The following is a 24,823-nucleotide window of genomic DNA, read 5'->3' on the forward strand; positions in this document are numbered from 1 at the left end:
ACCCCCTTCCCGGGGTAGGTTCACCCCGCAACCGTCTCCGGAGAGCCCGAGAACAAGCGCCCGAACATTTTCTTCCGCGAAGGCCCTGCCTAGCGTGGAATTGTGAACACCAATGCATTCATCGGGAGCATCCTCCCGCCGTGGGTGGTGGCGGTCGACACGTTCGACGACCACGACGCGGTGCTCTTCCCTGGGGAAGAAGAGGTGATCAGCCGATCGGTGGAGAGCCGGCGCAAGGAGTTCGCCACGGCACGCATGTGCGCCAGGACCGCGATGGGGCTGCTCGGCCTGCCCGAGCAGCCCCTCCTGCCGGGCGTGCGCGGTGAGCCTCAGTGGCCGAAGGGCTTCGTGGGCAGCATCACCCACTGCGCCGGTTACCGCGGCGCCGTCGTCAGCCCCGGCGCCGACACCATCACCATCGGCATCGACGCCGAGCCCAACCAGCCGCTGTCGTACGGCGTCCTGGAGGCGGTCTCCCTGGCGGAGGAGCGCAAGTCGCTGAGCGCACTGGCCGCCGACTACCCGGACGTCGCATGGGACCGCCTGCTGTTCTCGGCGAAGGAGTCGGTCTACAAGGCCTGGTTCCCGCTGGCGAAGCGGTGGCTCGACTTCGAGGACGCGATCCTCACCTTCAACCCGGTGCAGGGCACGTTCTCCGCCCGGCTCCTGGTGACCGGGCCGCACGTGGAGGGCCGGCAGCTGACGGGCTTCTCCGGCACGTGGAAGGCCCAGGACGGGCTCATCGTCACCGCCATCGTCAAGGCCACCGGCTCCGCCACCCGCCGCCGCCCGGCACTCAGGCGCCCCGCCGCCCAGCCCGCCAAGGTCTGACCCGGCCGGACGGCGCGGCCCCCACCGGCCGCGTCCGACTCCGCGTCTCCGGCCGCGTCTCCGTCCGGGCACGGCGACGGCGCGCCACACGCGCCCCCTCCCGGCGCGCCGCGCCACACGCACCCGCTCCTCCTTGCGCCCGCCGGCATGCGGCCGCCCCTCCCCGCGAACCGCAAGGCGGTGAACGGCTCCCGCTCCCAGTGACGACGCGCGAGGGCCCGCCGACGCGAAAGCCCGGCACAGCGGCCGGGCATGCGACTGACGGTGGCGTTCGGACGACCCGCCACCGTCACGAGGTTCGAAGTCAGCTGTCCCTGGCCGTCCAGCGGAACGTCTTCAGGCACAGCAGCAGCGCGCCGACGCACCAGGCGGCGAGCACGATGGCGGTCAGCGGGTGCTGCCACGAGCCGGAGGGCTCCAGGGCCGCCGCGTGTTCGGGCAGGAAGACCGAGCGCATGCCCTGGGTGATCCACTTGAGCGGGAACAGCGACGCGAAGAACTGGAGAATGCCCGGCACGTCGGAGAAGGGCATGAAGACGCCGGAGCAGAACTGCACGATGAGGAAGGGCAGCGTGATCACCGCGTTGGCCCCGCGCGTCGACTTCGGCAGGCTGCCGGCCGCGATGCCCAGGAGCGCGCAGGCCGTACCGCCGAGAAGGAGCACCCAGGTGAATGTCAGCCACCGGTCGAGAGAGGTGGGTACCTGGATGCCGAACAGCAGTGCTCCCACCGTGACCAATATGGCGACCTCGGCGATCATGCACACCAGGACCTGGATGACCTTCCCGCCGAAATACGCCATCCGCGGCAGCGGCATGCCGTAGAGCCTCTTCAGCGTTCCGTCATGGCGTTCCAGCGCGATGTTGATGCCCAGGTTCTGGAAGGACGTGCCCATCACGCCGGCGCCGATCATGCCCGCCGTGAGGATCTGGGCGCCTGTGATCCCGGCGATGGCCGGCTTGTTGATCTGCATCGCGCCCAGCAGCATCAGCATGATCGCCGGGAGCGAGAAGATGACGATGAACTGGCTCTTGGTGCGGAAGAAGCTCCTGAGCTCCAGCCCGCCGCGCTTGAGCGCCAGGCTCCAGGCGCTGGGCAGGCTCACCGAGCTCGCGGCGGGGATGCGGGTCGTCGGTCTCGACATCGTGGTGGTCACGGCTGGTCTCCGATCAGGCCGAGGTAGATGTCTTCGAGGGTCGGCCGGGTCACGGCCAGCTCCGGGATCTCCCCCTCGAACTGGCGGCCCAGCTCGGCGACCACCTGCGTGGGCGTCGCCGTCTTCACGCTGCGCTCCCCGTCCGGGCCGGTCCAGCTGACGGTGGCCATCGCCTGCGCGCGGCCGGCCAGCGTGGACGGCTCCCCCAGCGCGACGACCTTGCCCCCCACGATCACTCCCACCCGGTCGGCCAGCGCCTCGGCCTCGTCCAGGTAGTGGGTGGTCAGCAGGATGGTGGTGCCCTCGTCGGCCAGCTGCGAGATCAGGTCCCAGAACTGGCGGCGGGCCACGGGGTCGAACCCCGTGGTGGGCTCGTCCAGGAAGACCAGCTCGGGATTGCCCACGACGCCGAGCGCCACGTCGACCCTGCGCCGCTGGCCGCCGGACAGGTGGCGGGTGCGGACGTCGGCCTTGCCGGTGAGCCCTACAAGCTCGATCACGTGGTCGGGGTCGCGCGGGCTCGGGTAGTAGGTCGCGTAGTGGTGCACCATCTCCCGGACGGTCATCTCCGCGGCGTCGGTGGCCGACTGCAGCACGATGCCGAGTCTGGCGCGCCAGGACCTGCCCGCCTGGCCGGGGTCCTCGCCGAGCACGTCGACGTCGCCGGCGTCGCGGCGGCGGTGCCCTTCGAGGATCTCCACAGTGGTCGTCTTGCCTGCGCCGTTGGGGCCGAGGAGCGCGAACACCTCACCCCTGGCGATGTCCAGGTCGACGCCGTCTATGGCGACCACGTCGCCATATCGCTTGCGCAGCTCACGTACGCGCACCGCTGTATCGCTCATACCCATCAGGGTTGGGGATCGGCTCCGCCGCCGACACCCCTATTTAGGGTTTCACCTGGTCATACGTCTAAGCCGCAGGTCGGACCCCAAATCAAGGAGCTGACCCCCTATCAACCGTTCGGAGGATGTCGGAAGTCTCGGCCACCGATGATTCTGTAAACATGACAGTCATCGAAATCGAGGGTATGAGTAAGAGCTACCGAGGCAAGCAGGTTCTCGAGAGCGTATCCCTGAAGGTGGAAAAGGGCGAGATCTTCGGGATCGCCGGCCCCAACGGAGCGGGCAAGACCACGACCGTGGAGTGCATGGCGGGCCTGCGGCAGCGCGACGGCGGTGTGCTGCGCGTGCTGGGCCTCGACCCGCAGACCGACCGGCGCCGGCTCCTTCCGCGCATCGGCGTTCAGCTGCAGGAGGCGGCCCTGCCGGACGCGCTCAAGGTGGGCGAGGCGCTGAAGATGTATGCCTCTTTCTACGACAAGCCCGCCGACTGGAGGGCCCTCATGGACGAGTGGGGGCTGACCGAGCGGCAGCGCTCCAGCTTCCGGAGCCTGTCGGGCGGCTGGAAGCAGCGCCTGTTCATCGCGCTGGCCCTGGTCGGCAACCCGGAGGTCGTCTTCCTCGACGAGCTCACCACCGGCCTGGACCCCTCCGCGCGCCGCATGACGTGGGGCCTGGTCCGCGAGATCCGCGACCGCGGGGTGACCGTCGTGCTGGTCACCCACTTCATGGACGAGGCCCAGGCGCTGTGCGACCGCATGGCCATCATCGACCAGGGCCGCGTCATCACCCACGGCACCCCGGGCGAGCTGAAGGCCCAGGGCCGTACCGAATCGCTCGAGGACGCGTACTTCGCTCTGACGGGAGGGCAGGCGGCATGAGAGGCATCACTCAGGTCATCGCGGTCGAGCTCAAGCTGATCGCACGGGACCCGATGTCGGCGTTCTTCGCGCTGGCCTTCCCCGCGATCATGCTCTGGGTCAAGCTGCGCAACGGCGGCTCCCTGCCCAGCGGGCTGTCGCTGGCGGACGCCAACGTGCCGATGCTGACCACCTTCGTCATCGGCATGGCCGCGCTGGTCATCCTGCCGGCCACGGTCGCCCAGTACCGGGAGCGCCTGGTGCTGAAGCGGCTGCGGGCCACGCCGGCCTCGCCCGGCATGCTGTTCGGCGCCCAGTGGGTCGCTCACATGCTGCTGGCCGTGTTCGGCACGGCGCTGCTGGTGGCCATCGGCTTCTTCGTCTACGGCGCCTCGGCCCCCGCCAACGTGGGCGGCGTGGTCGTGGCGTGGCTCCTCGCCGCGCTCAGCCTCAGCGCCATCGGCTTCCTGCTCGGCGCCGTGGTGCCCTCCGGCCGCGGCGCGACCGTGATCGGGCTGAGCCTGTTCTTCCCGATGGTCTTCATCTCCGGCGCCATCATCCCCCGCGAGAGCATGGGCGGCTCGATGCGGGCGATCGGTGACCTGACCCCGATGGCACCCGCCGTCCAGGCCATCCGCGCCGGCTGGGAGGGCAGCGCGATGTCCCCGATCTCGCTGGCCGTCATGCTCGCGATCTGCCTCGTCGCCGGCGGTGTCGCCATCAAGGCCTTCCGGTGGTGAGCAGAGTCGACCGTGAAGGGCCGGGGCCGGTGGTCACCTCCACCGGCCCCGGCCCTTCACGATGGGACCGGGTCTGGCCCTACCTGCCTTACCTGTTCATCCTGCTCCCGGCCGGTTTCTCCCTGCTGCAGAGCTGGCGGGCGGACACGCTGGTCCTGGCGCTGTTCGCGATGGCCTGGCACTGGTTCATGGTCGGCGCGCACCCGGAGTGGATCAGGCATCACCTCGTCGCGCTCGTCTACTTCGCCGTCCTGCTCGCCGCCATCGGGGCGCTGGTCAGCATCGACTCGGTGTTCACGGTGGCCGGTCCGGCGGTGTTCATCCAGTCCTTCGCGCTGCTGCCCCGCTGGTGGGCCTACGCCGGGGTGGCCGCGACCGCGGGGGTGCTGGTCTCGATGCGGCCGGAGGCCGGGCGGAGCCCGGGCCAGATGCTCTTCTCGTTCCTGGTGGCCGCGCTGGTCGCCTCCGCGGTCGGCCTGGTCGTCCAGACCATCTCCGACCAGAACGAGAGCCGCAGGGTGATGATCGCACAGCTCCAGGAGACCGGCGCGAGGCTGGCCGCCCTCGCCGCGGAGAACGCGAACCTGCAGTCCCAGCTGCTGACCAGGGCCCGCGAGGCCGGGGTGCTCGGGGAGCGGCAGCGGCTGGCCAGGGAGATCCACGACACGATCGCGCAGGGCCTGACCGCCATCGTCACCCAGGTGGAGGCCGCCGAGGAGGCGCTCGACGACGTCAAGGCGGCTCGTGCCCGCCTTGACACGGTTCGCACGCTGGCCAGGGACAGCCTGAAGGAGGCCCGCAGGTCGGTGCAGGCCCTGCGTCCCGCGCCGCTGGCCGAGTCGCAGCTGCCGGCCGCGCTCCAGGACGTCTCCGGCAAGTGGTCGCAGGCCAGCGGGGTGCTCTCGTCCCTGGAGGTCACGGGCGACGCCCGGCCGCTGCACGCGGAGGTGGAGATCACCCTGCTGCGGGTGGCGCAGGAGGCGCTGGCGAATGTCGCCAAGCACGCTTCCGCCGGACGAGTTGCCCTCACTCTGTCGTACATGGAAGATGTCGTGGTGCTGGACGTACGCGACGACGGAGCCGGTTTCGTCCCCGAGCCACCGGGCCTGCCGGCCGCGCCCGCCTCCGAGACGGGCGGTTTCGGCCTCCTGTCCATGCGCCAGCGCGTGACCAGGCTGGCGGGCGACTTCCAGATCGAGTCGGCCCCCGGCGAGGGCACCGGCATCTCCGCCACCGTCCCCGCCATCCCCGCCGAGCCGGGCCTCGAGCCATCCGACCGATCCAGAAACGCCGGGTGAGACATGCCGATTCGGCTGATCATCGTGGACGATCACCCGGTCGTCCGCGACGGGCTGCGCGGGATCTTCACCGACGACGAGTTCGAGGTGGTCGGTGAGGCGGGGGACGGGTTCGAGGCGCTGGCCGTGGTGGAGCGCACCAATCCCGACGTCGTCCTCACCGACCTGCGCATGCCGCGGATGAAGGGCGCGGAGCTCATCCGCCGGCTGCGCGAGCAGGCGCCCGACGTCCGCGTGCTCGTGCTGACCACGTTCGACGACGACGTGGACGTGCTGCCGGCCATCGAGGAGGGGGCGACCGGCTACCTGCTCAAGGACACCCCGCGCGCCGAGCTGCGCCGCGCCGTGCAGGCGGCGGCGCGCGGCGAGACCGTGCTGTCCCCCTCCGTGGCCGGCGTGCTGACGCAGAAGCTGCGCGCGCCGCGCCAGCAGCCTCTCAGCCGCCGCGAGCTGGAGGTCCTGTCGCTCATCTCCCGGGGCGCCACCAACCGCGACGTGGCCAAGCGGCTGTTCATCACCGAGGCCACCGTGAAGACGCACCTGCTGCACATCTTCGCCAAGCTCGAGGTCAACGACCGTGCGGCCGCCGTCGCCGCCGCCTACGAGACGGGCCTGCTCAGGCCGGGCGCCGACAGCTGATTAAGGGCGCCTAGGGGTGTGCCGCCCCCGCGGGGGCTTCGTACCGTGGAACAGGCGGCCGTTCCATCTCTACCGAGGGCACCTTTCCCGCCCCGAGCGCGACGAGTCAAGCGGTGTGTCAAATATGGCCACCGCATTTCCTTTTTCCCCTGCTGAATTCTTTCCGCGTGCCGCCGAATCGGTTCCTGGAGATCGTCCGGAAGGATTTGGAGATGAGCTCATGAACACGCTTGCCCTGGCCGACCCGAGGGCCGAGCTGGAGATCGTCGGCGGCAAGGGGGAATCCCTGGCGCGCCTGGCCAGGGCCCGGCTGCCGGTGCCGGCGGGTTTCCACGTCACCACCGGCGCCTACCGCGACTTCGTTTCCCGCCACGGTCTGAGCGAGGCGATCCTGTCCGGGGACGCCGGGGAGATCCAGGCGCTGTTCGCCGGGCGCGAGATCCCGCCGGAGATCGCCGAGGACATCCTGGCCGCGTACGCCACGCTGGGCGAGGACGCCGCGGTGGCCGTCCGGTCGTCGGCGACCGCGGAGGACCTGCCGGGGATGTCGTTCGCCGGGCAGCAGGACAGCTATCTCAACATCCGCGGCGCCGCACAGGTCCTGGACGCGGTCAAGCGCTGCTGGGCCTCGCTCTGGACCGACCGGGCGATCGCCTACCGCGACCGCCACGACATCCCGCGGGACCAGGTGGCCATCGCTGTCGTCGTCCAGGAGCTGGTGCCCGCCGACGCGGCGGGCGTGCTGTTCACCGAGGACCGGGTCTCCCCCCACGACCGGCTGACCATCAACGCCGCCTGGGGTCTGGGCGAGGCGGTCGTCGGCGGCCTCGTCACGCCCGACACGATCACCATCGACCGCGCCGGCCTCACGGTCGTCGAGGAGCGCATCGCGTCCAAGGCCGTCATGACCGTACGCACCCAGGACGGCACCCGGGAGGAGCCCGTCCCGCCCGCCAGGCGCGACGAGCCGGTCCTGACCTCGGCGCAGGCGACGCGGCTGGCCGAGCTGGGCCTGGCCATCGAGGAGCTGTACGGCCGCGCGATGGACATCGAGTGGGCCCTGCACGACGGGCGCCCGCACATCCTGCAGGCCAGGCCGATCACCGGCCAGCGCGAGGTGTGGAACGACTCGCTCAAGGGCGACTACCTGTGGACCAACGGCAACCTGGGCGAGGCCATCCCCAGCGTCATGACGCCGTGCACCTGGTCGCTCGTGCAGGCGTTCATCTCCGAGATCATGATCGTCGGCGACCTCGGCGGCCACCCCATCTGCGGGAACATCGGCGGCCGCGTCTACATGAACATGAGCCTGACCGCCTCCCTCGGCAGGGCGCTCGGCATGACCAAGAAGATCAAGGACGCGCAGGAGCCGGTCTACGGCAGGCTGCCCGAGGGCGTGCAGACGCCGCTGCTGCCGATGTCGCGCTGGCAGACCCTCAGGGCGGCCCGGCCGATGCTGGGCGGCCGCCGCGAGATCCAGAAGCTCGTGGAGCGGATCCCCGAGTACATAGCGGACGCCCCCCGCCGCACGGAGGAGCTCCGCGCCATGATCGCCGAGAGCGACGACCTGGTGGCGCTCTGGCAGAGCGAGATCGAGCCCAGGTTCGACGAGTGCAACCGCATGCTGGCCGCCGCCGCCCGCCAGGACGCCGGCTCGCTGGTCTACCTCGGCGCCCGGCTGACGAAGCTGGTCGGAGAGGCGGACGCCACCGTGCTGATGTCCGGCATCCAGGCCCGGGACGGCCGGCTGGAGAGCCTCGGCCCGCTGCTCGGGCTGGCCCGGCTCAAGCGCGGCGAGATCTCCCGCGAGGAGTACGTCCGCAGGTACGGGCACCGCTGCCCCGACGAGTTCGAGGTCTCGGCCGCCCGGCCGGTGGAGGACCCGGCGTGGATCGACGAGCAGCTCGCCGGCCTCACGGTCGACCCCACCGCGCTGCTCGAACGCCAGGAGGCGGCGAGCGCGGCGGCCTGGCGGCGCTTCCGCGAGCGTCACCCGAGGCAGGCCGAGAAGTTCCGCCGCCAGATCGACCGCTGGGAGGCGATCGTCCGCTCCCGCGAGGAGACGCGGTCGGAGATGATGCGCGGGTTCTGGATGGTGCGCGACTTCGTCCTGCGTGCCGGCGAGGTGAGCGGTCAGGGCGACGATCTGTTCTTCCTGACGATCGAGGAGATCCTGGGCGTGCTGCGCGGCTGGAACCGGCCGCTGTCGTACGTCGCCAGGAGGCGGGCCACGTACGAGCTGTACCAGGCGCTGCCGCCGTACCCGGGCGTCATCCGCGGCCGGTTCGACCCCGAGCGGTGGGCCGCGGACCCGCACCGGCGCGGCGACGTGTTCGACGCCGAGGCCACGGCGGCGCCCCCGTCGCAGACCATCAGCGGCTTCCCCGGCGCGGCCGGCGTGGTCGAGGGGACCGCCCGGGTGCTGGCGTCGGTGGCGGAGGGCGACCGGCTGGGCGAGGGCGAGATCCTCGTGACGACGGTGACGAACGTGGGCTGGACGCTGCTCTTCCCGCGTGCGGCGGCCGTCGTCACCGACGTCGGCGCTCCCCTGTCGCACGCCGCGATCGTCGCCCGCGAGCTGGGGATCCCCGCCGTGGTCGGGACCAGGAACGCCACGATGCTGGTGCGGGACGGTGACCGGATCCGCGTCGACGGCAGCAAGGGCAGCGTCGAGGTGATCGGCGAGTCGGCGCGGGCGCTCGTGCTGAGCTGAGGTCATGTAAAAGGCGCCGGGCTCTCCACGAGCCCGGCGCCTTCCGTTCTTCAGCGGGTGGCGGTGAGCAGCCGCATCCCGAGCGGCAGGTCGAGCAGCCTGCCCGGGGTCAGGTCGGCCTCCGTCAGGAGCGCGCGGTACTCCGCCTCGGTGCGCTCCCGTCCCCCGGTCATCACCATCATGTGCAGGTCGAACGCCAGCGGCAGGTACGAGTCCTGCCCGACGACGCGTTCGACGATCAGCAGCTCGGCCCCCGGCTCCATCGCCTTGGCGCAGTTGGCCAGCAGGACGGCGCAGCGCTCGTCGTCCCAGTCGTGCAGGACGCGCGAGAGCACGTAGACGTCGCCGCCCTCCGGCACGGAGTCGAACAGGTCGCCGCCGACCAGCTCGCACCTGTCCAGCACCCCCATCCGCGACAGGTGCGCGGGCGCGGCCTCGACCACCTCCGGCACGTCGAACAGCACGCCGCGCGCCGCGGGGCTGCTCCGCAGAACCGTGGCCAGGAGGGCGCCGGTGCCGCCGGCCAGGTCGACCACCCGGCGGGCGCCGGAGAAGTCGTAGGCGTCGGGGACACCGCGGAAGAACGAGGCGCCCGCCGCCATCCCGGCGTTGAAGACGGCCGCCTTGCCCGGGTCGCCGGCCAGGTGCGCGAAGACGGGCTCGCCGTGGACGTGCTCGAACGCCGGCTCCCCGGTGCGGACCGCGTGTGCCAGGCCGTCCCAGGCGGAGGCGAAATAGTCCTCGCCGTAGAGGGTGGCCAGCGGGCCCAGCGCGTCGCCGCGCAGCTGCGCCCCCATCGGGGTCAGCCCGTACCTGTCGTCGCCGTCGGCGTCGGCCAGGCCCACGCCCGCGAGCAGCCGTAACAGGCGGTGCAGCGCGCCGGGGTGCGCGCCGACCTCCTCGGCGATCTCCTCGGGGGCCAGGCGCCGCCCGTCCAGCACGTCCGGGACGCCCAGGCGCACCGCGGCGAAGGTCGCCTGCGCCACCCATCCTCCGGTGAGGATGCGCATCAGATCCTGCTCCATCGAATCCTTCCTCAGGGTGTGGACGGCCACGCGGTGGCGACGGCGCGGGACACCTCGGCGATCACGTCGCCCTGCCGCGGCACCAGGTAGAAGTGGTCGCCCTCCATCACGCGGAGGGCGAATCGGTCGTTCGTGAGCTCGCCCCATCGCGCCGCCTGCCCGGCGGTCACCTCGGGGTCGTCGCTCCCGAGCAGCGCGGTGACGGGGCAGGCGAGCACGCCGCCCGGCCGGTGCCGGTAGGTCTCGTCGAGCCGGTAGTCGTTGCGTACGGCGGGCAGGGCCAGCTCGCGGATGTCCGGATCGTCCATGAGCTCCCGTTCCACGCCGCCGAGCCGGACCAGCTCGTCCACAAGCTCGTCGTCGGAGCGGGCGTGCGTGTCGCCGGGGCGGTGCTCGTGGGGGGCGTGCCGGCCGGAGGCGAACAGGTGCGTCACGCCCCTGCCCCTGGCCTCCAGCGCGCGGGCCACCTCGTACGCGATCAGCGCCCCCATGCTGTGCCCGAACAGCGCGACCGGCCGGTCGAGCAGCGGCGCCATGGCGTCGGTGACGAGCTTGGCGAGGTGGACGGCGTCGTCCACGAGCGGGGCGGCGCGGTGATCGCCGTGTCCGGGATACTGCACGGCGCGTACCTCGATGGAGTGCGGCGCGTCCCCGTGCCAGCTCCGGTAGAAGCTCGCGGAGCCGCCCGCGTGCGGGAAGCAGAACAGCCGCAGCCCGGCGTACGGCTTGGGCCGGTAACAGTGGAACCAGTTCATGTGAGCTCCGCGGCGGACAGGGGGCGTGGTGCCGTCTGGACCAGCAGCTCGGGCCGGCCGATCGCGGCGGTGGCGTCGAGCCAGAGGCGGCTGAGCGTCAGGTGGTACTGGCCCTGGCGCAGCGGGTCCCGCCCTTCCTCGGCGTCCTGGCGCAGCTCCGACAGCGCCCGCCGGACGCCGTCGGGCCACACGGACGTGACGATGTCGTGGAAGGTGGGCGCGTGCGCCGGGCCGATGGTGCTGGCGCTGGGCAGGCGCAGGTGGTCCGCGCCGGTGTCGAAGCGGTCGTCGGCGTCGCGGCCGACGTACATGCGGGGGCTCCACACGAGCGGGCCGTGCGTGTTGACGAGGGTGAGGCTGCCGCCCTCCGTCCCCACCGTGACGCGGTGGAGCAGGTGCAGGTGGGCGTCGGGGTCGTTGGGCGCGATCTGGTTCTGCACCCGGAGGGTCAGCGGCACGCCGCCGACGGTTCCGGTGAGGCAGGTGAAGGGCGTGCCGGGGGCCGGGGCGGTGAACGTCCACGGGCGTAACGCGCCCAGGGCGCGGCCGAGGATGTCGAACAGGGCGTAGGCGACGTGGACGCTGCACGCGGCGTCCACGTAGAGGGGCCGCTGGAGCTCGAACAGGCGGCGGGCGGTCTCGATGAACCGGCGTACCGGGTCGAGGTGGACGTACAGGGTGTTCACGTGGTGCACGGCGGAGGCGGCCCGGGCGGTGCGCAGGCAGCGGGCCAGCTCGTCGGCGTGCAGCGGATGCTCCTGCAGCACGTGCACGCCGCGGGCCAGCAGGGCGCCGGCCAGCTCGCTGCCCTCTCCCCCGACGACTCCCGACCGTACGACCACGCAGGCCAGGTCGGCGAGCTCGGGCACCTGGTCGGGGTCCGTGAGCAGCGGGACCCCGTACTCCTGGGCGTACGCGGCCGATCGGGCACTGCCGCGGGCGAGGACGCCGGTCAGCTCGAAGGGGCCGTCCCGCAGCGCGGAGAGGTAGACCTGGCCGAACTTCGTCCCGCACACCACCACCCGCTTCACAGCGCGCCCTCCTCGAACACCGGCGCGACCAGGTCGATCGGCGCCACCGCCTCGGTGATCTCGATCTTCGCCACGGGCTCCAGGTCGGCCAGCACCCGGGCCGGGTCGAGCACGGCGTCGGCGTGATGGAGCCCCGCTGGGACCTCGCCGCGCAGCACCGCCCTGGCCGCGTGGGCGGCGACCGCGGCGGTGAGCGCGTAGGAGTCGCGGGTGCGCAGCGCCAGGGTGCGGGTGCCGTGCGGGCCGCTGAGCTGGAAGAGCAGGACGTAGTACGGGGTGCGCCCGGCCAGTTCGAGCTCGGCGGCGCGGGTCAGGTCGGCGGCCTGGCCGGCGGTGCTCGCGGCGGCGAGGACACCGTCGCCGGTGATGACGTTGTACCAGCGGGCCTCGGCCAGGCCGAGCTCCCTGGCCACCCGCTCGGCCTCGGCGCTCAGGTAGGGGTAGGCGGTGACCGGTCCGGGGAAGTAGGGGAGCTGGACGTCGTGGACGGGGGTCAGGGCACGGGCGACCCTGGCGCCGTCCCGCCACGCGGCCAGCGCGGCGCCCTGCTCCTCCTGGCCGGCCAGCAGGAAGTCACCGGCGGCGGCGGGGGTGAGCCGGTCCAGCCCGCCGGTGTAGACGTCCAGCCGGAGCCCGACGTTCGGGGAGGCGAGGGCGGCGGCCAGGTGGCGGGGCACGAGGCCGGTGAGGCCGGGGAGCATTCCCGCCGACAGCACCGCCGTACGTCCCTGCATGCCCGTGCCTGTGCCCGTGCCCGTGGCGGTCGGTCCGTCGAAGGCGGTGGCGTCACCGGCGGCGTCCACGTAGTCGGCCCCGGCGGCGAACGCGGCCCGCGCCACCCGGTCCCGCAGGAGGTAGGAGGGGCCCGCGCAGTTCACGACGAGCCGGCAGCCCGCGCAGAACCGGGCGAGCTCGGCCGCGTCGAGCGCGTCCACCTGCCACGCCTCACCGTGCCCGTCCAGCTCCGCGTCGACGAAGCGCCGGGCCGCCGCCCCGTCCCGCCCGCCCACGCGCAGCCCCGGGTGGCCGGCGAGCAGGCGGGCCGCGGTGCCGCCGACCGCGCCGTACCCGCCGAGTACGCCGATCACGCGGTCACCCCGGTCACCTCGGTCACCAGTTTCGCCACGCCGGCCGCGTACGGTCCGCTGAGGCAGCTGAAGTGGTCGCCCTCGATGTCGAGCGCGGTGAGCCGGCCCAGGCAGAGGTTCTGCCAGAAGTCCGTCATGTCGTCCTGCAGGGTCGGCACGAGGTTGGTGACGCCGCGCTGGCGGAGGAACGTGATGTCGCCCGCGTACGGCTCCGGGTCGTAGTGGGTGACGGCCGTGAAGCTCTGCCGGAAGACCCGGTAGGCCAGGTCCACCCGCTCCTGCGGATGGCCGAGGGCGCGGGCGACGGCGGCCAGCCGGTCCGGGGGCGAGGTGGCGGCCAGTTCGGCGAAGTGGCGGCCGATCCGCGCGAGGCCGGGATCCGCGCTGCCGGCGAGCGCGGCCAGGCTGCCCTCGCGCACGTGTCCGGGCGACGACTCCAGCACGACGCGCAGGGCCCGGGCGAGGTCTCCGCCGGGGTAGCCGAGCCGCGCCGGGTCCAGGCCGCAGGCCTGGGCGAAGCCGTACTCCAGCATGAGCTCGTCGCTGATCCGGTAGGGGAAGCGGGAGCTGCTGATGACGGTGAGCCCGTCGACGACCGCGCCGCCCTCGGTGAGGCGGCGGGCGACCTCGGTGGCGATGAGGCCGCCCATGCAGTAGCCCACGATGTGGTAGCCGGGCGCGCCCTCCTCCAGCAGGAGCCGCGCGTACGATCCGGCCAGCGATTCGACCGCTTGCGCGGGGTCCAGCTCCAGGTAGCGCTCCGCGTCGTTGATCACCAGGCCGAGCAGCGGCGCCCCGGAGAGCTCGGGGACGAGCGCCCGGTACGGGGTCAGGGTGCCGGTGCCGTCGTGAAGCAGCACCCGCACCGGACCGTCGCCCCCATCACCTGACAGGCGTACCAGCGGGCTGGCGGGCGTTCTCGGCAGCCCCTGCTCGCGGTCGTCGCGGGCCTGGCGGAGGTGGGCGGCCAGCGCGGCGACGGTCGGCTGGTTGACGAGCTGGCGTACCAGGCTGTCCCAGTAGAAGCCGCTCGCCTCCGCCAGCTCCTCGCGCACCCGCCCGGCCAGGCGGGTGACCAGCAGGGAGTCGCCGCCCAGGGCGAAGAAGTCCTGGTCCCGGTAGACGCGCGGGAGCCCGAGCAGCTCGGCCCAGAGGGCGGCCAGCCGCCGTTCGAGGTCGTCGCGCGGCTCCTCGCCGCCGGTCGCGCTCTCTCCGGCCGTGCTCGGCAGGAGGGCACGCAGCCGCGCCCGGTCGATCTTGCCGTTGTCCGTCAGCGGCAGCTCGTCGACCACCTGGACGTGGGCCGGGAGCATGTAGTCGGGCAGCCGCTCGGCGAGGAACGCCCGCAGCTCCGCCAGGTCGATCCGCTCCCGGTCGTCGGGGAAGCGGGCCGCGAACACGCACTGCCCGAGGGACGCCAGCGGGTCGCCCGGCCCGGGCAGGCAGGCGAGCGTACGGGCGCCTGCCCCGCGCAGCAGGTCGAGCCACTCGTCGCGGGTGACGAACGTCCGGTCGCGGCCCTGCCGCACGTCGGCGTAGTCGTGCGGGTTCATCAGGAACTCCATCGAACTCATGATCTGGACGTGCTCGCGGGTGGTCTCGATGAACACCAGCCACCCGCCGGGCACCAGCAGCTCGCGGAACCTGGCCAGCACGGCGGCGGCGTCGTGGGAGTTGTGCAGGACGTTGGCGCAGAGGATGACCTCGAAGGAGTTCGGCTCGTAGCCCTGGGCGCGGTAGTCGGCGTTGATGTCGAACAGGCCGTAGCGCACCCACGGGTGGTCGGCGAACCGTTCGGCGGCCTGGGTGAGGAAGAACCGCGACAGGTCGGTGAAGACGTACTCGACCTGGTGTCCGGCCAGCTCCGGGATCAGCTCGGCGCTGGTGCCGCCCACGCCCGCGCCCGCTTCCAGGACGCGCAGCGGCCCGCCGGTGTGGTGCTCGGCCACGCGGCCGACCACCGCGCGCACGATGCGGTTGACGTACCTGCTGAGCACGTTGTCCTTGTACGCGCCCTCGGCCGTCCCCATGTCGCCCTCGGGGAACAGCAGCTCGCGGGCGTCGAGCTCGCCGCGCATCAGCTCGGGCAGGTGCGTGGTGCTGACCCGCAGGAACCCGATCAGCTCGGCCCCGTAGTCGAGCCCCTCGGTCAGGCTTTCGACCTGGCGCCACAGCGGCTCCACGCCGGTGTCGCCGCGCAGGTTCCGGTACCGCCCGTCGGGGTCGCGGTCGAGCCGTCCGCGCTCGTGCAGCGCGGCGAGCCAGCGGCGGACGAGCCGGTGGTGGTCCGGCGCGACCCGCGCGGCGGTCAGGATCTCCTCGAGGCCGTGGCCGTCCTCGGTGGTGAACAGGCCGCCCGTACGGAGCGCCGCCGCCATGGAAGCGAGCGCGATCTCGTCGAGCGTCTCGGCCACCGCCACGACGCGCGCCAGATCGACACCCTCCAGCGCCGCGCCCGCCGCCATTTCGGCCGCACCCGCGACATCCGGCGTGTCGCCTGCTCCGGTCTGCTCGGCCGGCGCGCCGTCGTCCTCGCGTGCGGCGGGCTGGGCGAAGGCGATGTCGTCCTCGCGTGCGGCGGGCTGGGCGAAGGCGATCAGGCGGCGTTCCAGCGCGCGGTCGCCGTCCACGATCACGGTCCCGGCCGCGACCGCGGGGTGTGCCTGCAGCGCGGTCTCCACCTCGGCCAGCTCGATCCGATGGCCACGGATCTTGACCTGGGAGTCCTCCCTGCCGAGGAACTCGATGTTGCCGTCGGGCCGGTAGCGGCCGAGGTCGCCGGTCCGGTAGAGGCGCTCGCCGCCGTGCCGTACGAAGCGCTCGGCGGTCCTGCCCTCATCGCCGAGGTAGCCGATCGCCACGCCGGCGCCGCCGATGTACAGCTCACCCGGCACCCAGTCGGGGCAGGGTCGCATGGCGGCGTCGAGCACGTGGAAGGTCTGGTTGGCCAGCGGCTTGCCGTACGGGACGCTCGCCCAGCCGGGCAGCGGGTCACCGACGGAGTGGTAGATGGACCAGATCGCGGCCTCCGTGGCCCCGCCCAGGCTGATCACGTCCAGTCCCGGCACGCGGCGGCGGATCTGGCCGGGCAGTGCCACCGGGATCCAGTCGCCCGACAGCATCGCCAGCCTCAGCGTGGGCAGCTCCGCCGCGGGCTCCGCGTCCAGGTAGTGCTGGAGCATCTGGAGCTGCGCGGGCACCGAGTTCCACACGGTGACCCGGTGCCCGGCGACGAGCTCCGCCCAGTGGGCCGGGTCGCCCCGGCGGGACGGGTCCGGCAGCACGAGGGCCGCTCCGACGGCGAGCGGCCCGAAGATGTCGTAAACCGACAGGTCGAACCCCAGGTTGGCCAGCCCGAGCACCCGGTCGTCCGGGCCGACGCCGAAGCGGGCGCTGATGTCGTCGATGGTGTTGCGGGCGGCCCGATGGCTGATCATCACGCCCTTGGGCACGCCGGTCGAGCCCGAGGTGTAGATGACGTAGGCCAGGTCGTCAGGACGCCGCCGGCCACCACCGTCCTCGACGCGGGTTGGCGGGAGGGCGTCCTCGGCGTGGGCCGGTGGGAGGGTGTCGACGGGGATCCAGTCGTGCTCGGCGTGCCAGGACTGCGTGAGCACCAGCCGGGCCGAGCCGTCGGCGAGGATGCGGTCGCGCCGCGCCGGCGGCTGCCCCGTGTCGACCGGCAGGTACGCGCCGCCGGCCAGCAGCGTGCCGAGCACCGCCACGACCTGCTCGACCCCCTTGTCCATGACCACGGCGACGATCTCGCCGGGCTGGTGCCCCGCCTCGCGCAGCGCCCGCGCCACCCCGGCGGCCCGGTCCAGCAGCTCGCCGTACGTGATCGAGCCGGCGCCCGTGACGACGGCGGTTCGTTCCGGCGTGCGGCGTGCCTGGGCCACGACCTCCTCGTGCAGCAGCCCGTCCGGGAGCGGCGCGGCGGTGGCGTTGACGAGGGCGCGGCGGCGCGCCTGCGCTCCGGGCAGCTCGACGGGGGACGCGGACGACCAGGTCCCGTCCGAGGACAGGCCGTGCAGGAGCGCGGTGAAGGCGGCGAACATGTCGTCCACGAGCCCTTCGGGGAACACCCCCGCGCGCACGTCCCAGTTGACCAGCAGCGCGCCCTGGTGCTCCTTGACCTGGCAGTCGATCCACACCTGGGGCGTCTGGCTGATGCCGTACTCCGGCGTGCCGTGCTCGGCGTCGTCACGGCCGAGCCCGATGGCGCTGGTGAACACCACCGGCATCAGCGCGGCGTCCCGGCCGCGCCGGCGGGCCAGCTCGCGCATGACCTCGATGCCGCCGCAACGGCGGTGCTCCATGTCGGCGAAGAGCTGCCGGCCGATGGCGTGGGCGCGCTCGGCGAAGGACCGTCCGGGCGTGGTGTCGACGGCGAGCAGGTTGAGCGTGGTGAAGTCGCCGACGACCCGGTCGATGTACGGATGCAGCGGCGGGCGGTCGAGCAGCGTCAGGTTGAGCGTGAACCTGGGCCGGCGGCTCCACCTCCCGATGACCTCGGCGTAGGCGGCCAGCACGGCCTGCGACGGCGTGATCCCGGCCGCGGCGGCCCTGGTGCGTAACCGCGCCCATTCCGCCGGCTCCACCCTGCTCTCCCAGCGCCGGAACCGGGCGTCCGCGGCGGCCTGGTCGAGTGCGGGCAGTTCGGGCGCCGGCGGCAGGTCGTCCATCCGTCCCCACCAGTAGGCGCGGTCCCGGTCGTATCGGGCGCTCTCGCGCTGCGCGCGCAGGGCCAGCAGGCAGTCGCGGAAGCTGACCGGGACGGGCCGCAGGTCGGCGTCCGGGTTCTCGTGCAGCAGGTGCAGCTCGCCGAGCAGCAGCTGGATGCTGACGTAGTCGGCGATGAGCAGGTCGATCGAGGCGTGCAGCAGGGCTCCGCGATCGGTGAGCGAGATCCGCAGCTCGAACAGGGGCCAGCTGCCCGCCGGATAGACCGTGTTCGCCATCTCCTCGCGGATGGCGGCGAGCCGCTCCTCCGGGTCTGTGCCGCGCAGGTCCGTCACGCGGACCTCGTACGCGGGGACCTCGGCCAGCACCTGCTGGTGTCCGTCGGGGTGGATCACGGCGCGGAGCATGTCGTGGCGGGCGATCAGGGCACGCCACGCGGCCTGCACCCGTTCGGGGTCGAGCCGGGGGAAGGAGACCTCGACGTAGCCGTGGCAGGCGACTCCGCCATAGCCGAACGCGTCGTTACGGCCGATCAGGTACGCCTGCTGCACGTCGGTCAGCGGGAAGGGGTCGAGGCGGCGTTCGGGCTCGGGCCGGACCGTCTCGGCTTCGGACTCGCGGCGCAGGTGCGCGATGATCTCGGGCTTCGCGCCGACCAGCGCCGCGCGCCGCTCCTCGGTCAGCGCTCCCTTGGGCGCCCGGAAGCGGAGGCTGCCGTCGTCCTCCCACAGCCGGATCCCCGCGGCCTCCATGTCGGCGATGAGTTCGTGTACGGCCGGTGCCTGGGTCACAGCACGCCCTCTTCCGTCTCTTGGGTGTCGTCCGCCGTCAGGCCGATCGCCTCGGCGCAGTCGGCGATGGTGGGAGTGGCGAAGAAGCGGCGCAGGGACAGCTCCACGCCGAGCCGCCGCCGTACGAGGTCGGCGAAGCGGGTGGCGAGCAGGGAGTCGCCACCGAGGGCGAAGAAGCTCTGGCCCCGGCCCGGCTGCGGGATCTCCAGCAGCTCGGCCCACAGCTCGGCGAGCAGCGTCTCCGTGCCCGGGCGTGGTGGGTCGTCATCCGGGAGGGGTTCCAGCTGGGTGGCCAGAGCGCTCCTGTCGATCTTGCCGTTGGCGGTCAGCGGCAGCCGGTCCAGTACGGTGATCGTCGGCGGGATGGCATAGCCGGGCAGCCGATCGGACAGGAACGAACGCAGCTTGTCGAGATCGACATCCTCCGGGGTGACGAAAGCAGCCAACCGGCGCTGCCGACGGTCCCCGACCGCGACCGCCACCGCACGGGCCACCTGCGGAGACGCCTCCAGCGCCGCCTCGATCTCCCCCAGCTCGATCCGATGCCCCCGGATCTTCACCTGGTGATCGGCCCGCCCCAGGAACTCCAACGTCCCATCCGGCCAGTACCGGCCCAGATCCCCCGTGCGATACCAACGCTCGCCCTCGCATTGGATGAACTTGGCCGAGGTCGTCTCCGGATCACCCCGGTAGCCGATGGCGACACCAGCCCCGCCGATCCACAGCTCTCCCGCCACCCAGTCCGGGCAGTCCCGGCCGCGCCGGTCCACTACCCGGTAACGCTGATTACGTAGCGGCAGCCCGTAAGGGATCGATGTCCAATGCGCCGGGACCCGGTCCACCTCCCACGCGTTGGACCAGATCGCCGCCTCCGTAGCCCCACCCAGCGCCACCAGCCGGCACGCACTCTGCGCGGTCAGCCGCGCCTGCAAGTCGAGCCCGACCCAGTCACCCGACACCAACGCCAACCGCAGACTCGAAGGAACTGCGGTGTGCAGGAGCATGTCGAGCAGGGTCGGGACGGTGTTCCAGATGGTCACCCCGTGCGCGGCGCACAATCGGGCCCATGCCTGCGCATCCCGGCGCTCATCCTCCTGCGGCAGGACAAGCGCACCGCCCGCCGACAGCAGGCCGAAGATGTCGAAGACGGACAGGTCGAAGTCCAACGCCGACACCGCCAGGACCCGATCATCCGGCCCCACGCCGAAACGCTGGTTGATGTCCTCGATCGTGTTGAGCGCCGCCCGATGAGAGACCTCCACCCCCTTCGGCTCTCCGGTCGACCCCGACGTGAAGATTACGTATGCCGACATATCCGGCGCGACCATCACCGGCTCGGCCAGCCGCCGCGCCTCCCCGGGCAGACCGGTCAGGACGTGACGCGCACCCGCCCGCGACAGGATCCGCTCCCGCCGCGCCACCGGCTGATCCACCCCCACCGGGACGTAAACCCCACCAGCGGCAAGCACACCCAAAACAGCGGCGACCTGATCCGGCCCCTTGGGCAGCACCACCCCCACCGCATCGCCCGTCACGACCCCGGCCGCCCGCAGGTGCCCCGCGACCTGCAACGCCCGATCCGCCAACGCGCCATACGACACCACCCGGCCGTCAGCGACCAACGCCACCCGATCCGGCTCACGGCGCGCCCACTCAAAGAACCCCTCGTGCAGAACACCCTCAGGCAACGGCCCCGAAGTGGCGTTCACCCGCTCCCGCACCACCGCCTGACCAGCAGGCAACCCCACCGGAGCGGCAACCGACCAGTCCCCCTCCGCCAACCACTCCAACAACCCCCCATAAGCAGCGAACATCGCATCCAACACCCCCGGCGCGAACAACTCCTCCACCGCGTCCCAACGGACCAGCAGATCGCCCTCGACCTCCCCCACCTGGCTGTCCAGCCAGACCTGCGGGGTCTGCGACACCCCCCAGACCTGCTCGGCGAAGGAAGGCCCGAACGCACCGGCGACCCCGAGCGTGCTGGTGAACACCACCGGCATGGTCATCTCGATCGAGTCGCTCCGCCTGGCCAGCTCCCGCATCACCCAGACCGCCGACACCTCGCCGTGTTCGAGCCCGCGCCACACCTCTTCCTGCAGCCCGCGCGCCCCGTCCAGCCAGCCGGCTCCCGGCCGGTAGCCGGCGAGCAGGAGGGAGGTGAAGTCGCCGAGCACGCGGTGGATGTCAGGATGGACCTCCCGCCTGTCGAACAGCGTGAGGTTGAGCGTCAACGCCTCCTGGCCGCTCCACCTGCCCAGCACCTCGCCGAAGGCGGCGGCCAGCACGGTGGCGGGGGTCAGCTCGTGCCGCCTGGCCAGATCCGTGATCGTACGCCACCGCTCGGCCGGCATCCGGAACTCGCGGCGGGCGAACCGGGGCCGGTCGATCATCGCCGGGTCCACGCGCAGCGGCAGCCTGGGGGCGGGCGGCAGTTCGGGCAGCCGGGCGGCCCAGTACTCCTTGGCCGTCTCGAAGACCGCCGGATCGGGCGTCTGCGCGAGCACGTAGTCGCGGAACGACACCTCGATCGGCGGCAGGACGGCCTCGGGGTCGTGGTAGAGCTGGTCGAGTTCGGCGAAGAAGACCATCATGCTGAGCGCGTCGACGATGATGTTGTCGAAGCTGACGCCGAGCCGCACCCCGCCGTCGTGGCGGGCGGCCCGCGCGTCGAACAGCGGCCAGCTGGACACGTCGAGCACCTGGTGCGACATCTGCTCGCGCAGCTGCTCGACGCTGTCGGCGGCGGCGATGGCGAAGGGCGGCACCTCGGGCAGGATGCGCTGGAGCCCGTCCTGCTCGAAGACCGCGCGCAGCATCTCGTGCCGCTCGATCAGCAGGTTCCAGGCCGTTTCCAGCCGGTCGAGGTCGATGTCGCCGTCGAACTCGGTGTAGAAGTGGCAGCCGACGCCGCCGAGCGTGAAGTGCTCGGCCCGGCCCAGCCAGTAGGCCCGCTGGACCTCGGTGGGCGGGAACGGGTCGTGCCGGTGCTCGACGTCCGGGACCAGCACGGGAGCGGGCGCGGCCGCCTGCCCCATGGTGAAGGTGGCCGCGAAGTCCGCCAGCACGGGCCTCTCGAACAGCAGGCTCAGCCGGGCGTCGGCGACGCCTTCCGCACGCAGGCGCGCGATCATGCGGGTGGCGAGCAGGGAGTCGCCGCCGAGGGCGAAGAAGCTGTCCGTACGCTGCACGGCCGGGACTTCCAGCAGATCGGCCCAGATCCTGGCGAGCACGGTCTCGGCCGGCCCTACGGGCGGCTCCTGGACCGCGCTGTCCGCTGTCTCGACGACCAGGGCGGCGAGTGCACTTCTGTCGATCTTGCCGTTGGCGGTCAGCGGCAGCCGGTCCAGTACGGTGATCGTCGGCGGGATGGCATAGCCGGGCAGCCGGTCAGACAGGAACGAGCGCAGCTTGTCGAGATCGACATCCTCCGGGGTGACGAAAGCAGCCAACCGGCGCTGCCGCCGATCCCCGACCGCGACCGCCACCGCACGGGCCACCTGCGGAGACGCCTCCAGCGCCGCCTCGATCTCCCCCAGCTCGATCCGATGCCCCCGGATCTTCACCTGATGATCGGCCCGCCCCAGGAACTCCAACGTCCCATCCGGCCAGTACCGGCCCAGATCCCCCGTCCGATACCACCGCTCGCCCTCGTGCTCGACGAACTTGGCCGACGTCGTCTCCGGATCACCCCGATATCCGACCGCCACCCCGGCGCCGCCGATCCACAACTCCCCCGCCACCCAGTCCGGGCAGTCCCGACCACGCCGGTCCACCACCCGGTAGCGCTGATTACGCAGCGGCAATCCGTATGGGATCGACGTCCAATGCGCCGGGACCCCGTCCACTTCCCACGCGTTGGACCAGATCGCCGCCTCCGTCGCCCCGCCCAGCGCCACCAGCCGGCACGCACTGTGAGCGGCCAGCCGCGCCTGCAGGTCCAACCCGACCCAGTCACCCGACACCAACGCCAACCGCAGACTCGAAGGAACTGCGGTGTGCAGGAGCATGTCGAGCAAGGTCGGGACGGTGTTCCAGATCGTCACCCCGTGCGCGGCGCACAGCTCCGCCCAGCGTTGGGCGTCGCGCCGTTCGCCCTCTTCGGGCAGTACCAGCGCGCCACCCACGGACAGCAGGCCGAAGATGTCATACACCGACAGGTCGAAGTCCAACGCCGACACCGCCAGGACCCGATCATCCGGCCCCACACCAAAGCGCTGGTTGATGTCCTCGATCGTGTTCAACGCCGCCCGATGAGAGACCTCCACCCCCTTCGGCTCACCCGTCGACCCCGACGTGAAAATCACATACGCCGACATATCCGGCGCGACGGCCACCAGCTCGGCCGGTTGCTCTTCACTGGGCAGACCGGTCAGGACGTGACGCGCACCCGCCCGCGACAGGATCCGCTCCCGCCGCGCCACCGGCTGATCCACTCCCACCGGCACATACACCCCACCAGCAGCCAGGACGCCCAGGACCGCCGCGACCTGATCCGGCCCCTTCGGCAGCACCACCCCCACCGCATCCCCAGGCACGACCCCGGCCGCCCGCAGATGCCCCGCCACCCGCAACGCCCGATCCGCCAACGCGCCATACGACACCACCCGGCCGTCAGCGATCAACGCCACCCGATCGGGCTCACGGCGCGCCCACTCGAAGAACCGCCCGTGCAGAACACCTTCCGGCAACGGCCCCGACGTGCTGTTCACCCGCTCCCGCACCACCGCCTGACCAGCAGGCAACCCCACCGGAGCAGCAACCGACCAGTCCCCCTCAGCCAGCCACTCCAACAACCCCCCATAAGCAGCGAACATCGCATCCAACACCCCCGGCGCGAACAACTCCTCCACCGCGTCCCACGCCAGATGCAGCCCCTGGTCGTACTCGTTGATCTGGTGATCGAGCCACACCTGCGGCGTCTGCGTGATCATCCAGCCAGGAGCGCCGAACGCCTCGCGTACCTCCGGCACGATCAGCTCGGTGCCCAGATTGCAGGCGAACACCACCGGAGCCCCGGTGTGCTCACCGTTGCGGGCCAGGTCGCGGAGCACTTCGACGCCGGAGTACCCGGTGTGCCGCGCGTCGGCGCGGAAGCGGGCCTGCAGGGTTCTGGCGCGCTCGGCGAACGGCTGCGTCTCGGACAGGTCGGCGGCCAGCAGGATCAGGTTGGTGAAGTCCGCGACCAGGTCGGCCACGTCCGGATGCACGGTCTCGTCCCGGTCGAACAGCGGCAGGTTGAGGAGGAAGCGCGGTTCGCCGCTCCACGCGGCGAGCACCTCGGCGTAGGCGGCGGCCAGCACCATGGCGGGGGTCAGCCCGTACGCGCGGGCCTGCTCCTGGATCCGCCGCCAAGAGTCGAGGGGCAGCCACCTCTCGCGGCGGACGAAGCGGGGCCGGGCGATCCGGCCGGGCTCCACGGCGAGGGGCAGTTGGGGCGCGCCGGGAAGCTCGTCCAGCCGGCCGCGCCAGTACTCCTGGTCCCGTACGCGCCGCGCCGCGCGCTCGGCGTCGCGGGCGGCGAGATATCGGGGGAACGAGCAGGCCGGCGCGGGGAGCGGCCGGTCCGGGTCCAGGTAGAGCCTGGCCAGGTCCCGCAGCAGGATCTGCAGGCCGAGCACGTCGGCGACCAGGAAGTCCACCTCGAAGTGCACCCTGGAGCGGCCGCCCGGCAGCAGCGACAGCCGTACGTCGAACACCTCGCCCCTGGAGGCGTCGAAGCGGCGGTGCGACAGCCGCTCCCTGACGGCCGCCGCGGCCTCCTCGCCGAGACCGTGCCCCGTCAGATCGTGCACGGTCAGATCGTGCACGGTCAGGCCGGGCCAGGGGCTGGTGTCCGTGATCTGCTGGGTGCCGTCGTCGTGGAAGATCGCGCGCAGCATGCCGTGCCGGTCGATCAGGGCGCGTACGGCCCGCTCCAGCCGCGCCGGGTCGATGCCGGAACCGTCGAACTCCAGGTACGCGTGGCAGCCGACCCCGCCGATGACCTGCCCGTCGCCGCGCCCGATCCAGTACGCCAGCTGGACCGGGGTGAGCGGGAACGGCGCCGCCTCGTCCACGACCGGCTCCGGCGCGGGGACCTGCGCGGGCGGGGACAGCCGCGAGCCGACCAGCGACCACCAGGCCGCGAGCGTGAACTCCGTCGCCAGCTCGCTGAACGCGATGCCGGCCCCGGCGCGCCGCCATCGTCCGGCCAGCCTCATCGCGCGGAGCGAGTCGAGCCCCAGGCTGATCAGGTCGGCGTGGTCGGTGACCGCCGAGGGGTCGAGGTCGAGCTGGCCCGCGATGTCCGCGCGCATCGATTCGAGGGTCGGCGGAGAGGTGGAAGGGGCATGGGGGACGACGGCTTTGTCCGACACGAGAGAACCCGCCTA

Annotated in this window: 14 protein-coding genes; 6 read left to right on the forward strand and 8 right to left on the reverse strand. The window is 72.2% G+C overall.

Features of this window, described 5'->3' with window-relative positions; genetic code table 11:
• Positions 1 to 102 precede the first annotated feature (102 nt).
• Positions 103 to 831, forward strand: coding sequence for a 4'-phosphopantetheinyl transferase family protein (locus HD596_RS04280; protein WP_313042686.1), 729 nt, complete (start codon positions 103 to 105; stop codon positions 829 to 831).
• A gap of 304 nt (positions 832 to 1,135) precedes the next feature.
• Here HD596_RS04280 and HD596_RS04285 read toward each other — a convergent pair whose 3' ends face one another.
• On the reverse strand, positions 1,136 to 1,987 hold the full coding sequence (locus HD596_RS04285; protein ID WP_313042689.1) for an ABC transporter permease: 852 nt from the start codon (positions 1,985 to 1,987) through the stop codon (positions 1,136 to 1,138).
• Positions 1,984 to 2,829, reverse strand: coding sequence for an ABC transporter ATP-binding protein (locus HD596_RS04290; RefSeq protein ID WP_221519180.1), 846 nt, complete (start codon positions 2,827 to 2,829; stop codon positions 1,984 to 1,986). The genes HD596_RS04285 and HD596_RS04290 overlap by 4 nt, the downstream gene beginning before the upstream one ends.
• 161 nt (positions 2,830 to 2,990) lie before the next feature.
• Here HD596_RS04290 and HD596_RS04295 point away from each other — a divergent pair, with 161 nt between their 5' ends.
• The 5 genes from HD596_RS04295 (at position 2,991) to HD596_RS04315 (ending at position 9,076) form a co-directional block, all read left to right on the forward strand.
• Positions 2,991 to 3,707, forward strand: a complete 717-nt coding sequence (locus tag HD596_RS04295; protein WP_185067985.1) for an ABC transporter ATP-binding protein — start codon at positions 2,991 to 2,993, stop codon at positions 3,705 to 3,707.
• Positions 3,704 to 4,426: an ABC transporter permease gene (locus HD596_RS04300; protein ID WP_185067986.1), complete on the forward strand. Its 723-nt coding sequence runs from the start codon at positions 3,704 to 3,706 to the stop codon at positions 4,424 to 4,426. Before HD596_RS04295 ends, HD596_RS04300 begins: the two co-directional genes overlap by 4 nt.
• On the forward strand, positions 4,423 to 5,724 hold the full coding sequence (locus tag HD596_RS64635) for a sensor histidine kinase (RefSeq protein ID WP_221519181.1): 1,302 nt from the start codon (positions 4,423 to 4,425) through the stop codon (positions 5,722 to 5,724). The genes HD596_RS04300 and HD596_RS64635 overlap by 4 nt, the downstream gene beginning before the upstream one ends.
• A 3-nt stretch (positions 5,725 to 5,727) precedes the next feature.
• The gene (locus tag HD596_RS04310; protein WP_185067987.1) at positions 5,728 to 6,363 is read left to right on the forward strand and encodes a response regulator; all 636 of its coding nucleotides are present in this window, start codon (positions 5,728 to 5,730) and stop codon (positions 6,361 to 6,363) included.
• A 220-nt stretch (positions 6,364 to 6,583) separates the two neighbouring features.
• Entirely contained in the window at positions 6,584 to 9,076 is a 2,493-nt protein-coding gene (locus HD596_RS04315) for a PEP/pyruvate-binding domain-containing protein (RefSeq protein WP_185067988.1), read from the forward strand.
• A 50-nt stretch (positions 9,077 to 9,126) separates the two neighbouring features.
• Here the strand turns inward: HD596_RS04315 and HD596_RS04320 are convergent, their stop codons facing one another.
• Genes HD596_RS04320 through HD596_RS04345 form a run of 6 tightly spaced genes read right to left on the reverse strand, consistent with a single transcriptional unit; the run spans position 9,127 to position 24,748 of the window.
• On the reverse strand, positions 9,127 to 10,101 hold the full coding sequence (locus tag HD596_RS04320; RefSeq protein WP_185067989.1) for a methyltransferase: 975 nt from the start codon (positions 10,099 to 10,101) through the stop codon (positions 9,127 to 9,129).
• 11 nt (positions 10,102 to 10,112) lie between these two features.
• Positions 10,113 to 10,856 carry a thioesterase II family protein gene (locus tag HD596_RS04325; protein ID WP_185067990.1) on the reverse strand — a complete coding sequence of 248 codons (744 nt, stop codon included), beginning with the start codon at positions 10,854 to 10,856 and terminating at the stop codon, positions 10,113 to 10,115.
• Positions 10,853 to 11,887: a Gfo/Idh/MocA family oxidoreductase gene (locus tag HD596_RS04330; protein WP_185067991.1), complete on the reverse strand. Its 1,035-nt coding sequence runs from the start codon at positions 11,885 to 11,887 to the stop codon at positions 10,853 to 10,855. The genes HD596_RS04325 and HD596_RS04330 overlap by 4 nt, the downstream gene beginning before the upstream one ends.
• Entirely contained in the window at positions 11,884 to 12,975 is a 1,092-nt protein-coding gene (locus HD596_RS04335) for a saccharopine dehydrogenase NADP-binding domain-containing protein (protein ID WP_185067992.1), read from the reverse strand. The genes HD596_RS04330 and HD596_RS04335 overlap by 4 nt, the downstream gene beginning before the upstream one ends.
• Positions 12,972 to 18,449 carry a non-ribosomal peptide synthetase gene (locus tag HD596_RS04340; RefSeq protein ID WP_313042706.1) on the reverse strand — a complete coding sequence of 1,826 codons (5,478 nt, stop codon included), beginning with the start codon at positions 18,447 to 18,449 and terminating at the stop codon, positions 12,972 to 12,974. The genes HD596_RS04335 and HD596_RS04340 overlap by 4 nt, the downstream gene beginning before the upstream one ends.
• A complete protein-coding gene (locus HD596_RS04345; protein ID WP_185067993.1) occupies positions 18,446 to 24,748 on the reverse strand; it encodes a non-ribosomal peptide synthetase in 6,303 nt (2,100 codons plus the stop codon). Before HD596_RS04345 ends, HD596_RS04340 begins: the two co-directional genes overlap by 4 nt.
• Between the last annotated feature and the right edge of the window lie 75 nt (positions 24,749 to 24,823).

Origin of the sequence: Nonomuraea jabiensis, from assembly GCF_014204795.1 — a bacterium.
GTDB classification, from domain to species: Bacteria; Actinomycetota; Actinomycetes; order Streptosporangiales; family Streptosporangiaceae; genus Nonomuraea; species Nonomuraea jabiensis.

What these genes read in the sequence shown, in the direction of transcription:
- HD596_RS04320 (WP_185067989.1), bottom strand. Translation starts at nt 10,101, where the DNA reads ATGGAGCAGGATCTGATGCGCATCCTCACCGGAGGATGGGTGGCGCAG.
- HD596_RS04325 (WP_185067990.1), bottom strand. Translation starts at nt 10,856, where the DNA reads ATGAACTGGTTCCACTGTTACCGGCCCAAGCCGTACGCCGGGCTGCGG.
- HD596_RS04310 (WP_185067987.1), top strand. Translation starts at nt 5,728, where the DNA reads ATGCCGATTCGGCTGATCATCGTGGACGATCACCCGGTCGTCCGCGAC.
- HD596_RS04315 (WP_185067988.1), top strand. Translation starts at nt 6,584, where the DNA reads ATGAACACGCTTGCCCTGGCCGACCCGAGGGCCGAGCTGGAGATCGTC.
- HD596_RS04290 (WP_221519180.1), bottom strand. Translation starts at nt 2,829, where the DNA reads ATGAGCGATACAGCGGTGCGCGTACGTGAGCTGCGCAAGCGATATGGC.
- HD596_RS04300 (WP_185067986.1), top strand. Translation starts at nt 3,704, where the DNA reads ATGAGAGGCATCACTCAGGTCATCGCGGTCGAGCTCAAGCTGATCGCA.
- HD596_RS04345 (WP_185067993.1), bottom strand. Translation starts at nt 24,748, where the DNA reads ATGCGCGCGGACATCGCGGGCCAGCTCGACCTCGACCCCTCGGCGGTC.
- HD596_RS04295 (WP_185067985.1), top strand. Translation starts at nt 2,991, where the DNA reads ATGACAGTCATCGAAATCGAGGGTATGAGTAAGAGCTACCGAGGCAAG.